Below are 13,339 nucleotides of genomic sequence, written 5' to 3'. Positions count from 1 at the left end.
TTCCCGCTCCACCGGAATCTGGTGATACACCTCACATCGTGGAGCAGGTGTAACAGTTTGAGTCCAAAGACTAGACATTCTCCGCCGAAGCCACCGAAACCCGTATCCATTGCGCCCAACATTCCGAGCCTTCCTAAACGTATTGGAACCCATTCCTTCTCCACGCACAAACTAAATCTTCCCGATAGCTTGGCACGTTGCTTGCCCCTATTGTAGGCTGGGTGAATACCTATGCCCTTGGCCCAAGATCGGTTGACGTAGAGTTGAAAAGATGAAACAATTACAAGAACATACGGCGGAAGGGCTGAGCTTCAGGATGAAGGGCATGCTAAGTCTGCGGTCCCATGGACGTTTGGGAATTGTGCTCCTCTGCTTTGTTCTCTCCTCTTGCTTCGGAAACAGTTCCAACACCACTGAAGTAAAGTTCCGACTCGCGAATGGCTCCTCCGTAACCGAGAGCGAGCTCTCCTTGGTCAAGATCCGGCTCTACGGCGAGGATGATCGCTTCCCCTTCGCCTACGCCACGGACGCGGCGAAAGTTTGCTCCCAGAAACCCGAGGATCTCGCCACGGACTCCCCCCTGTACGAACAGGAGTTTGACTACAACGCCCATTCCGCCCGGATCCTCGCCACCCTCCCGGATGGAAAGATCAACATCGTTCTTGAGTTCTACAGGAAACAGACCAACCCGGACAAGAGCGAGGATCTCGTTCTCGTCGCTCGCGGGACCCGGTCCGGCGTACCCGTCGCGCTTTCGGGCAACACGGATGTGGGCGACATCAAGTTCGTGGACGTGCTGGACAGCGTTCGCCCGGCCGGCGTCACCGTGCTCGGTCGCACCAAGAAGGTGGATGTTTCCCTGAAGGCCACGCCCGCGGCCACGGACTACATTGTCTGCTATGGAACCTCGGCCACGAGCACCATGGAATCGGCCGTCTTCACCCAACCATCCGGGACGATCGATTCCCTCGGAGGGGAACCGCTCCAGGATGATACTCAGTACTCTCTCCGCGTCTACGCTCGAAACGACGGAAGCCTCAGCCTCCCGGCTCTCCGGTCCTCCACGGCGCCGGTGGACCCCAAGACCTCGCCGACGGAATCCGAGGCCGTGGTCTTCACGGCCACCACCACCCAGCAGATCGCCGCCACCGTCCAGGCCGAAGTCTCCACGGGCAAGGCCATCTTGAGCTGGGATGCGGTGACCGGGGCCACGGGCTACTGCATCGATTCCCCCTGTTTCGACCCGACCAACACAACCTGCACGGCGGATCCGTCGAAAGCCGTCGCCAGTCCGACCTCGCCGGCAAAATTGACCGATGCCGCCGCCCAGACCCATTGCAAATCGGGCTCCGGCGCCGCCCGCCGATGCTACACCGTGACCGACATCGTCAGCGGGCGCGACTGCGCGTTCAACATCTATGCTCTGGGTCCCGACAACGGCATGGGCGATCCGCAATCCGTGACCTTCCGATCCCTCGCGCCTCCGAGATTCATCGATGCGCGCGCCCGATCCGGTTCCATCACCCTCAACTGGTCCGCCAGCGAGGGCGCGGACGACTACGTGGTTCTCATCAACAATGGGCGGTCGGGCGAGCCCTACGACTGCAAGATCAACGATTTCAAAGGAAAGCTCACCGCCAGCTTGAATGAATCCGTTCTCGTCCCTCCCGCCGCAGTTTGCACAACCACACAAACAGTTACTCCCGGCAAGACGTACTACCTCTCTCTCCAGGCCAAAGCCCTCGGAACCAACATCAGTTCACCTTCCCCCGAGGTGTTCGTCACCCCGCTCGCTCCACTGGCCGCCACCCTGGCCAAAGCCGGAACGGGGAAGATCCGCGTCATGTGGAGCACGGCAACGGATGCCGCGGGATATCTCGTCTACTACACAACGTCGGCGTCCGACTTGCTCTTCGCCGGCAGCGGACTCACCGAGGGCGACTCTCCCCTCTGCGTGGAGAAGGAGAAGGGCCGCAGCGAGTGCAAGGGCCGCCCGAAGGGCAAGGAAAGCAAGCTGGTCCCCACAACGGTCAGCGAAACCGTGGCGGGAAAAACGACCTCCCTCAACATGATCGAGATCACCCCGCCGGCCAATGGCGCCCCGTACTTCCTCACGGTCACGTCCTTCTCGAACGACCCCAAGACGGATTCCGACAACGCCGAACCGGAAAAGGAGCTGCTGGACGAGGCCGAATCCGATCCCGCACCCAAACTCTCGGTCACTCCCCTGGCCCCCCCGACAGGGGTGAAGGTCAACGCGGGCGACGCCTCCGTCCGCCTCGCCTGGTCGCCCGTCACCGGGGCGGACGCCTACTGCGCGCAGTCGGATTGCCTCCCCGGCGCGCCGAAATGCACGGACGCGCTGACACAGAATCTCGCCAACGAGATCGGGGACAAGGATGCCATGACCTGCCCCGTCGAATCCAGCGGACGCCGGTGCCTCGAACTCAAGAACTTGACCAACGGCGCGGCCTGCGCCTTCCAGGTTTTCGCGATGCACGGCGCCACGGACCTGAGCGATCCCAGCGCGGCCCTCTCGGGCACACCGGTGGCCACGCCGAAGGATGTGGCGGCCGCCGGCAGCACAGGACAGGCGACACTCACGTGGCCCTCCGCCATCGTGGGCGCGCAGGGCGTGGAGGTACAATACGACAAGGATCAATCCGGCGTTCCCTACCAGTTCAAACAAAGTTTCTCGGGCGCCGGACTGAAACAGGCGACGGTCACGGGCCTTACGAACGGCGTCCAGCACTATTTCGTCGTCCAGGGCTCCAACACCTCCAATGGCTTGAGTCCGGCCTCCGCGGAAGTCACCACCCTCCCCCTCGCCGCGCCCGTGATCTCCATTCAGTCCGGCACCCAGACGGTAACCGTTGCGTGGACGGCGGTCACCGGCGCCACGGAATACGAAATCCATTACGACACGGACAATGGCAACGAACCTTTCATCGGCACGGGCGCCGCGGCGGGCAATTCGCCCGTCACGAAAACGGATGCCGCGTCGAAGGCCGCCTGTCCGGCGGGTTCCGCCGACACTCTTCGCTGCGCTCCCCTCACCGGCCTCACCAACGGTCAAAAATACTATGTGGCCGCAAAAGCGACCCAGTCCACTCTCCGGTCGGTCAGCTCCCTCTCCAACGCAAAATCCACGCAACCCATTCCCACCCCGACCAATGTCCGTCTGAATGCGGTCTCCGATGCGACCAGCTCCTCCGTTCAACTTTCGTGGGACGCCGCAACGGGCGCCACCGGCTATCGGGTCTACCATGACACGAACCCTCTCAAACCTCCTCTCAAACAGGGCACCAAGCTCACGCCAACCGGCACCGCCACCACCTTGCTGATCTCGGGGCTCACGGCGAACACAGCCTACTACTTCTCCGTGGAGGCGCTGAACGCGGAGGGGAGCAGCGATGCGAGCGCCGCCTACCTGGCGGCCACGCGGCTGGATACTCCCACCGGCGTGCGCGCGCGCGGAGGCACCGCTCGCGCGGCCGTCTCATGGTCGCCGGTCACCGGCGGCAGCAACTACCGGGTCTACTGGGATCCTGTCGCAGGGAAGGCTTCGGCCGGCACCAGCGTCAAGCCCCCCGTACTCTCGACGTGCGCCCTCCCCGTGGACGCCCTCTGCCCGGGCGGAACATCCGCTTGCTGCGGCATCGTCTGCGGCGATGACGCGTCCGGATGCGCCGCGCCCAACCTCGTCAACGGTTCCGCCACCTACTTCGCCGTGCGCGCGGAAAAAGCGGCTTGCGCCGCCGTCCCGCCCGTGGACCTGACAAACAATTGCAGCGGGTACTCCACGTGCAGCACGGCCTCGAACTCCTGCGCCCCCCCCGAGTCCAAGGCCGTGCCCGTCGCCCGGCCCTCGGACTTCAAAGTCCTGTCGCCCGCCACCCTCCCCACCGGCAACGTAACCAGCAGTCGCATCGACATCGGATGGACCCCGCCGGGCGGCTCGATCACCGGCTACAAATTGTATTATGACCTCGATGCGCCGGGCACGCCCTACACCGGCACCGGCGCGACCCAAGGCTTCTCACCCATCCTCCTCGCCAATTCGCTTTCAAGCCTCCAGTTGACCGGACTGACGTCCAACCAAACCTATTTTGCGTCGCTCACGGCCTACATCGGCAACTCGAACGATCCCGACAGCGAGAGCGACCACTGGCGGACCACCCTGGCGGCGGCGGCCGGCGCGGCGGACGACGTGTTGAAAGTCGATTCCGTGGCGGGCTTCCCCGCGGCGAACATCCGTCTGCGGATCGACTCCGAGTACATCGTTTGCACGGGGACAAACCCCGGTGCGACACCCGACGAATTCACAGGCTGCCTCGCCGGGAGAGGCAAGTTCGGCACCGCCGCCGCCGCTCATTCGATCGGCGCCCTCGTCCACGGCGATCTCTTCCAAGCCACCCTGATGCCCTCCCCAACCACGGTGTCACTGAACGTCGGCACCGGAAAAGCCAAACTCACCTGGTCGGCCGTGACCGGGGCATCCAACTATGAGGTCTACTGCGGGTCGAAACTCGAAGGAACTCAACCGGACGTGCCCTACGACGACGTCCTGAACAACTGCAACGCAAGCGAAAACGTGCCCAAGGCGGACGTCGTCAGCCCGACGGTACAGTACCTGTTCACCGGCTTGGACAACGGAACCTCCACGGCCTACCGATTCGCCGTGCGCGCGAAAACGGCCCCCGACTGCGCGCCGGGACCCCCCACCGAACCTCCCTACGAAAACCTCACGTCCTCCAACAACTGCGGCGATCTCTCCTCGCTGACCAATCCCCTTCTCTCCGGAACCCCGCTGGCCGCTCCGGCGCCTGCGGTACTGGCCCAAGCTGGAAACCAGATCTCCCTGAGCTGGCCCGCCGTGTCAAAGGCCGGCGGATATCGCATCTACTACTGGACCGCCGGCTCGCCCAACTGCGCCGCACCCGCCGTCCCAAACTGCCCCTCTCCCGGGGACAACTGCGGCCCCTTCTCCGTCTCCGGAACCCCGTGCAGCACGGTGTGGAACGGCACCGGCGCGACCCAGGGCGCCTCTCCCATCCTGCTCTGCAACGGCCCTACCACCACTCTGGCCGCGGCAGCCCTGGGCGGAGATACCGAACTCCAAGTGAACTCCTTGTCCGGATTCACCGTGCCTACGACATTGAAAATCGAACTGGAGGAAATCTCCTGCACGGGAACCAACTCGAGTTCGTCCCCGGTCAAATTCACCGGCTGTTCCCGGGGCGCCAATGGCACGGCCGCCGCCGCCCACGCCCTCAACACCGAGGTCGCCACGGCCTCCGCCACCTCCATGGTGCTGACCGGACTCGTCCCCGACATCCGATACTGGGTCACCATGACCACGGTGAAATACAGCGGCTCGAATTGCACGGGCACGCTCATGACCGAGAGCGACCTCGCGGGCGCGCCGACGGGCGTGTTCAAGGACACCACCATTCCCCAGCCCACGGGAGTCATCGCCACGTTCAACGAAGGGACCAGCGTCGTGGACGGCCCGAACTACAAGCGCGACAACAAACCGCACATCTTCCTCTCCTGGAACGCCGAGCCGGCGGCCACCAGCTATAGAATCTTCTATGACGACGTGGCCGTCTGCCCTGTGGGGGGATCGCCCACCTACGGCTTCACCGGCACCTTGCCTAACCTGGCGATCAACCCGAACCCACCCGCGGCCTCCCCGATCTCATACACACCCCCCGTAAACAGCGGTGTCATCACCGTCACCCTCACGGGCGCGGCCTATGGAACCACCTACACGTTCGGCGTTCAGACGGTGAGCGGAGCATCCGAAAGCACGCCCGCATGCGACTCCACCGGCTCCCCTCCGGGGACGGTCATCACGCCCATCGCCGCACCCCCCGGCATCGCGATCGCCCCGAGACGCGACTCCCCCGGCGCAGCCATCTTCTCGTGGGCCACCGTGCCGACCGCGGACAGCTACGTGATCTACTACGGCCCCTCCACCGACAACTACACCTGCACAGGTCCTCCCGACCCCTCCTGCCAGAAAGCCACAGCGCTCACTCCCGTGGCCGACATCAACTGCGCCGGGACCAGCTCCAAGCCGTTGAATACCCCCCCCCCGGTGGACATGTGCAACGGCACCTACACCGGCGCCAGCTTCACCGGTTTCTCCACGTCCATAAAGTACTACTTCTCCCTCACCTCCAAGAACGAAGACGGTTCCGGCGACTACTCCAACGAAATGACGTTCCTCCCGATCAAACCCACCTGGGCGACTCCCCCCATGCAGTCGGTCACGGGCACTTCCATCCGACTGCTGTGGACGCGAAACGGCCTCGCAACAGACTACGAGATCCACTATGACACGGCCGCCCGCGACACCGACACCAACTCGTCCACCAACCCTCCCACCACCGCGGCCAGCCCCTATCTCGGCGCGGCGGGACTGACCCCGACCGCTGCGCCCAACGTGGGGCTTTCCTGGGCCGCCAACCTCAATACCGCCCTGGCCTCCGCGATTACCAATACCGACACCAACGTGACCGTCGCCAACATCGGCAATGCCGGCACCTTCAACCTACCCGTCGACGTCAGCATCGAATCGGAGATCCTCTCCTGCCCGACCGTCAATGTCCTTGCCTCGCGCTTCGAAGGATGCCTCCGCGGCCAGCAAAGCACGGCAGCCGCCGCGCATTCGGGGGGCGTCATCGTCTCGGCCGGCCCGTGCCGGGACACCAACTCCTCGGACAGCCTGGCCGAGTGCGTGATCGGCGGCCTCACGCCGGGAACCGTCTACTACTTCGCGGTCCGAATCGATTCGAGCGGCGGAAAAAGCTCTTTCTCGGACGAGAAACGGACGCTCAGTACAGCCACGCTCAAGAACCCCATCCCGGCCACAGGACAGGTCAAACTCGAATGGTCAACCGTTGCCGGCGCGGACCAATACAAGGTCGGGCGCAGCACGGCCACCGGCGCCTGCAACGCGGACTTCGGCGGCGTAACCTGCCCCTCCACAACCGTCGCGGGCCAGGCACCCTCGTTCCCGCAGACCTTGAGCGGGCTCACCAATGGAACGCAGTACTTCTTTGTCGTCAGGGCGGAGAACTCGACCGACGGTTCGATCAGTCCCAACTCTACTGAGAAAACGGCCAAACCCCTCGCGGCTCCTACCCTCTCGGCCAGCTCCGGCACCCAAGTGGTGCGACTGAGCTGGGTCGATATTACCGGCGCCGGCCAGTACATGATCGGACGAGCCACGGCCGGCCCCGGAACATGCTCGACATGGCAGTACAAGATCGGCCCGGACCCGCCGGCCGATCCGGCCCCGGCCGGCTGCACGGCCCTGCCGCCGGTGCCCGATGGCGCCCCCACTCCGATGCCGCAAACGCAGACCCCGCTGACCGACGGCACCCTCTACTACTTCGTCACGCGCGCCGAAGACACCGTAAACAACGGCGCCAGCGACTGGTCGAACGAAATCCAGGCCAAGCCGGTCGCCAAGCCCACAGTCGTATCGGCCGTCGGCAGCACGAGCCAAGTCAAAGTCTATTGGTCCAGCCCCGTCGCCGGCGCCGATTCCATCGAGATCAGCCGGTACCTGGGCGCCGGTTGCTCAACGATCGACAGCACGAACTCCGTGGCGGATTCCTCGCCCGCCATGCAGGTCGCGGCGAACGCCGTCCTCTATAGCTTTTCGCTCGTGGCCAACAACAACGCGTCAGGCACCGTCGGCACAAGCTCCACCTCCACCTGCGTGGAGGCGATGCCCCTGAGTATTCCCGCAAATCCCGCCGCCGCGGCGGGTTCCCTCACGGCAACGGTCAACTGGGACTCCGTCGTGGGGGCAACCGGCTACCGCATCTACTACGACACGCCCGCACTGGCAGCCTGCCCGACTCCAGGAGGTCCCCCCGTGCCCAAAAACGTCGGCACGGCCTCCTGCGGCGCGCCTCCGTGCGACGATACGGTCGCCTCCCTCTCCGGAGGCGTCAACTACGACTTCTACATCACGGCCACAGGAACGAACTCCGAGAGCTCCTGCTCCGCCAAGGTCTCCGCAACCCCTCTGTACGGCGAAGTCACCGGAGCGCCGTTCGACGATCTCGCCCCGATGCCGTCTTCGCCGCTGGGGGTAAACCTGGACCCCGGTGACGCCATTTTCGAAATCCTCGTCGGCTCCACCGGCGCCTCCAGAATCTACGCCAAGAAAGGCAACAACCTGGCCGTGGACCTGGGCGGCTGGCCCCCGGGCACCAAGCCCGCCGGCGCCGTCCAAGCCTCCGCCGCCGTGGCCGAACTCGACAGTTCCAGCGCCGACCAAGAGGTGGCAATCGCGGCAGACGACGCCACAATCCGCATCTACAGGCGCACCGGCGCGCAAGACGATGTCAAGGCGATTGCCGGGGCGGCCGGACTCTCGACCCCCGCCATCGCGGATATCGATGGCGATGGAGATCCTGAAATTGTCATCGTCGCGAAAAACGGCGCCGCCAATTCCAGTCTTCATCTTTTTGATGTCAATCCCGCCACAGGCGTCATGACGGAGATCGTGGCCGGGTTCCCCATCGCTCTCGGCGACCTCGTGGCCACGGGAGCCCCGGTACGCGGCGTTACTCCCGCCCTCGTCAATCTCGACGGGGTGGCCGGCAGTGAAATCGTGGTGGGCGACGCCTCGGGCAACATTCATTTCATCGATTCGACCGGCTCCGAAACCGCCGTGTGCGCCGGTTTCCCCCTCACCCTCGCCGCCTCGCCGCTCAATGTCTCGCCCGCCGTCGGCGACATCGACGGTGACAACCCCCTCTTCCTCGAAGCCGTGATCGCAAACGATGCGGGAACCGTCTTTGTCGTGAACGATTCCAACGGGGCGAGCCCCTGTGCCGTGGCCGCCTCCCGCACCCTCGCCGGCGCAGGGCCCTTCCGCTCCTCACCCGTCATCGCCGACCTGGACACCGCCACCCCCGGCCTGGAAGTGGTCATCGCCGGGGCGGATGGCAAATTGTATGTGCTGAAGGGAACCAACCTGACCGACCTGAACGCCTCGTGGACCAACGGCAAACTCCTGAGCGCGCCGGCCACCGCCGTTCTTTCCTCGGCGGCCATAGCCGACGTGAACAACGATACCGATCTCGAGATCGTCATCGGGGACTCGAACGCAAAACTCCATGCCCTCAACTGGCAGGACGCGACGGAACTGCCCGGATTCCCCACGCTCCTCAACGGCGCCGCCACGTCCTCGCCCGCCGTCGGGAACTTCGACAACGTGAGCACCACCCTCGAAATCGCGATCGGGGATGATGTCGGCAAGCTCCACGTTTTCCAGGTGACGGGCCTCTCCGGCATCGGCGCCCTTCCCTGGCCGACCTTCCACAAGAACGCCACCCGCACGGGAAACTGATCCCCCGGTTGACGTTGGGACATCGGCTCCGTAACATCCCGACGGAATCGAGCACGCAATGAACATAATCGTCCTCTGGGTTGCGCTCGTTGCCGTTCAAGGAGGCGGAACCATGGAACTGAAAAGCTCTGCATTCAAAGCCGGCGATGCCATCCCGGCAAAGTACACGTGCGACGGCCAGGATATTTCACCGCCCCTGGATTGGTCCGGCGTTCCCACCGGGGCGAAGAGTCTCGCCCTGATTTCAGATGATCCGGATGCTCCCGTGGGAACCTGGGTCCACTGGGTGATGTGGAACATTCCCGCCACATCGACGTCTCTGCCGGAAAACGTCGCGAAAAAAGACAAACTGCCGGACGATTCAAAGCAGGGTACCACCGATTTCCGAAGGATCGGCTACGGCGGACCGTGTCCGCCTTCGGGCACACACCGCTACTTCTTCAAACTGTACGCGCTGGACACGGCTCTCAATCTACCTTCCACCGCGACTAAGAAAGATCTCGAAGCGGCCATGAAGGGGCACATCCTGGCCCAAACCGAGATCATGGGACGTTACAGCCGGAAAGGTTGAAATTGCGCCTCTTCCCGCCCCGCTCATGCTTCGACAGCGCTCAGCACGAGCGGTGGTTTTCCACTCACCCTGAGCACCGTCGAAGGGTCATCCTGAGCCCGTCGAAGGACGAACGGCGCGCTCGCCCTACAGGGGTCGCTTTCCTGCTTGCACTTCTATTCCTTGGAGCACGCCTCGCCCGCGCAGACGAACTCCGCGCGGCCGTCGGCACCATCCGCACCACATCTTCCGAGGAAAAGGATCCCCTTCCCTCATTCCGTCAGGGCGAGTTTCTTCTCTACCTCGACGGCAAAATCCGAAACATCTATCAGGCCCCGGACAATGAAGCATGGCTTCGGCCCTTCGCGCGGCTGGACATCGAAGCCCTCATCTCGTTCGATTTCATCCGCCCCTACCGCGTGTGGAAGAACGAATACCGCGTGGACGCGGATCTGATCGGCTACCGATATCGTCCTGGACACGGTGTGGGGCTGTTCGCCGGAGGCGATTACTACCGTCCACGCCTCGCCAGCAACGCCGTCGGCTGGAACGACGGGATCAATGATCGATTCCCGCATCTCCAATATTTCACCTGGCGCACAGCCGGGGTCAGAACCTTCCACGAGATTCCCGTGGGACCGCTCGAGCTGGGGGCCTCTCTGGGCGGTTATCACGTCCTTTCACAAAACTCCTCCCTCCCCATGCATGACAAACAGGACGCCTGCGAAGAGGTGGACGACAAACCGAAAAACAAGATCAGCCCCGTCTTCATGGGCAAGTGCAACACGAAACAGAACTACTACTTCTCACAGGGATTCCTGGCGGAGGCAGGACTGGAAATTCGGGATGCTCGATACGGAGAGATTCTACTGCGCGACTTGTTCATCGCCTTCCAACCTCTGCTCCACGACGCCCCGGTGCGGGATACCGTCCACCGCCCGAGAGCCATCCTGCGCTGGTTCGCCACGCCGCACCTCGACGCGGAAACGGGAGTCGAATTCTGGACGCTCTGGGGTCGCCTCAACGACGAACGGGAGACGCGGCGATGGGGATCCCTCTGGTTCGCCGTGGCCTATCGCCTGTGATCCGCATCGCTCTCCTCCTAGCCGCTGCGGCCCTGTCCGGCCTCTTCCCCGCCCGCGCCGGCGCCTTCCCCTTCAGCTTCATGGAATCGGAGGAGGATCAAGCAGGTGAAGAACTCTCCATGACAGGCGAGCCCGAAGGTCCACGCCGATTCTGGCGAGCCTTGTTCGAGCAGGTCTTTCTGAACGGGCTCGGCGAGGCCCAGTATTGGATTCGGCAGGACGCCAACATTCCGGACTGGAAATACCAGCCCACCGCGGAAGGATTCGAAAAGAAATTCACGGACGGATGGGTGTGGGATACGAACACCTTCCGGACCAACACCGTCTATCACTCCTACTCCGGCGCCCTCTACTACCAAATCGGACGCGCCAACGGCTTTGGGCCGGTCGGTTCCACGGCCTGGGCCTTCACCGGAAGCCTGATGTGGGAATACTTCGGCGAGTATCGGGAACAAGTCAGCACGAACGACATGATCGTGACCGGAGTGGGGGGAAGCATCCTCGGAGAAGGACTCCGGCAAGCCAGCCTGGCCATCGAGCGCCGGTCGCCGCATAACCCCGCGGCCACGGTCTTCGTCTATCTCTTCGATCCCTTCCGCAAACTCAACGACTATCTGGATCGGAAATTCACGCCGAAACGGTACAGAGTCCGTCTCACCCTGATTGGCGCCAACTTCCCGGTCCAAGCCGCCGGGGATCGCCTTGCAAGTCGGGGCCGGCACCGGTAGGCGCAGGCTTCATGCCTGCGACATTTTTTCCTCGCGTCCTTTCCCGCCTACGGTCCGGTTTCATGCTCGCCGTTTTCCTATTCGCCACGATCGCCTACCCGGCGTCAGCGGAGACCGGCGTCCTCCGCGTCATGACCTACAACATCTTCTGGGGAAAGTATGGAATGGAAGGCATCGCGGAGAATATCCGCCAACAGGCTCCAGATGTGGTGCTGCTCCAGGAAGTAGACCGCAAAACGGCGCGAAGCCAACGCCTCGACCAATTCGACTACCTCCGCCAGGCCCTCGGATGGGAAGGGGCCTTCGCGCCCGCCTACAGCTATCCGGATGACCAAGGCGTGCACGGGCTGGCCGCTTTCTCCCGCCTTCCTTTGCGTGACGTCGAGATCTTTCCACTGACGCAGGTTCCCGGTCACAAGAACCGAGTCCTCCTACGGGTGAGAGTCGATTGGCAAGGGCGCGCGATTTCCTTCTACACCACGCACCTGGTGGCATGGGGGCACGGCCGGTGGACCGCCCGCGCGGATCGGAATGCGCAAGCCCGGGATATCCGAAAAATCCTCGACGCCGACCCCAATCCCGTCGTCCTCACAGGCGACTTCAACACTTCTTCCCGATCGAAAGCCTTTCGAATTCTCTCGCAAGGTCTCGTGGACGCATGGCGGGCGGCCGGGCGGGGTTGGTGGGGCGGCACGTCGTACAGTTTCCTTCCCCTCTTCCGCATCGACCACATCTTGGCGGATCCCCGTCTTCGCGTCCTCCAATGTACCGTCGTCCACAGCCTCGCCAGCGACCACAACGCCGTTGTCGCCGACCTGGTTTGGGACGATCCCGAGGCCAAGCCTCGGTAGCCGCAGGCCATGTTCCATGCCGCTCCATCCGTGGTGCGGCGACTTCTCATGGCCCCATGCCCTCCGTGGCATGGGGCTTCAGCCTGCGTTCAAGACTAAGCCTCGGTAGCCGCAGGCCATGTTCCATGCCGCTCCATCCGTGGTGCGGCGACATATCATGGCCCCATACCCTCCGTGGCATGGGGCTTCAGCCTGCGTTCAAGACGCGGGCGTAAAGCCCGCGCCTACCCGCAATGACGCGCTCCGCTTGAATCGGTCGCACCCCGCGGCTAGGATTCGGCCATCGTGCAACCCGACCCCGCCCCGGAGAATGACCCTCAGTCCACCCTAGCCTACAATCAGTCCTTCTACGCAACCCACTACCGGAACCCCTTCCTCGCGCTCCGCTACGACCTGATCTATCGCTCGCGCCGATTGCGCCAAATCCTCGCAGGCGCCCGTATTGACCTGTCGAAGCCTGGATTCCGCTCGTTTGAGTACGGGTTCGGAGCCGCCCATTTTCTAAAGACACTCAGGGCCTCCGAAACGATCGTGGGCTGCGAGTTCTCCCGTTCCGCCGTGGCCGCCGCGCGCTCCGACCGGCCCGCCTCGCATCCTCACTGGCACATGCTCGATTGGGATGACCCCACCTCGCTTCCGTTCCGGAACGGCTCGTTCGATCTCATCTCCTGCTGTCACGTCCTTGAGCATCTACCCGATGACGAGCCGATGATTCGTGAATTCGTCCGCATCGCGCGCCCAGGCGG

The 13,339-nt window shown here is 63.6% G+C and carries 6 protein-coding genes; all 6 read left to right on the top strand.

Annotation, left to right across the window (positions count from 1 at the left end):
* The first annotated feature begins 271 nt into the window (after window positions 1-271).
* Window positions 272-9,379 (top strand): fibronectin type III domain-containing protein, encoded by a 9,108-nt coding sequence (locus HYT87_15125; GenBank protein MBI2061070.1) that lies wholly within the window; start codon window positions 272-274, stop codon window positions 9,377-9,379.
* A gap of 112 nt (window positions 9,380-9,491) precedes the next feature.
* Window positions 9,492-9,950 (top strand): YbhB/YbcL family Raf kinase inhibitor-like protein, encoded by a 459-nt coding sequence (locus HYT87_15120; GenBank protein MBI2061069.1) that lies wholly within the window; start codon window positions 9,492-9,494, stop codon window positions 9,948-9,950.
* Window positions 9,947-11,014, top strand: coding sequence for a hypothetical protein (locus tag HYT87_15115; protein MBI2061068.1), 1,068 nt, complete (start codon window positions 9,947-9,949; stop codon window positions 11,012-11,014). Before HYT87_15120 ends, HYT87_15115 begins: the two co-directional genes overlap by 4 nt.
* Window positions 11,011-11,742, top strand: coding sequence for a DUF3943 domain-containing protein (locus HYT87_15110; GenBank protein MBI2061067.1), 732 nt, complete (start codon window positions 11,011-11,013; stop codon window positions 11,740-11,742). Before HYT87_15115 ends, HYT87_15110 begins: the two co-directional genes overlap by 4 nt.
* 11 nt (window positions 11,743-11,753) lie before the next feature.
* Window positions 11,754-12,593 (top strand): endonuclease/exonuclease/phosphatase family protein, encoded by an 840-nt coding sequence (locus HYT87_15105; GenBank protein MBI2061066.1) that lies wholly within the window; start codon window positions 11,754-11,756, stop codon window positions 12,591-12,593.
* Window positions 12,594-12,878: 285 nt separating this feature from the next.
* The coding region (locus HYT87_15100; GenBank protein MBI2061065.1) for a class I SAM-dependent methyltransferase at window positions 12,879-13,339 on the top strand (461 nt) is incomplete at its 3' end.

Source organism: Nitrospirota bacterium, from assembly GCA_016180645.1.
Lineage (GTDB): Bacteria > JACPQY01 > JACPQY01 > JACPQY01 > JACPQY01 > JACPAV01.
This window is presented reverse-complemented; position numbering and strand designations above follow the sequence as displayed.

Excerpts from the sequence above, each read along its gene's own strand:
- HYT87_15125 (MBI2061070.1), top strand. The coding sequence starts at position 272 with ATGAAACAATTACAAGAACATACGGCGGAAGGGCTGAGCTTCAGGATG.
- HYT87_15120 (MBI2061069.1), top strand. The coding sequence starts at position 9,492 with ATGGAACTGAAAAGCTCTGCATTCAAAGCCGGCGATGCCATCCCGGCA.
- HYT87_15105 (MBI2061066.1), top strand. The coding sequence starts at position 11,754 with ATGCCTGCGACATTTTTTCCTCGCGTCCTTTCCCGCCTACGGTCCGGT.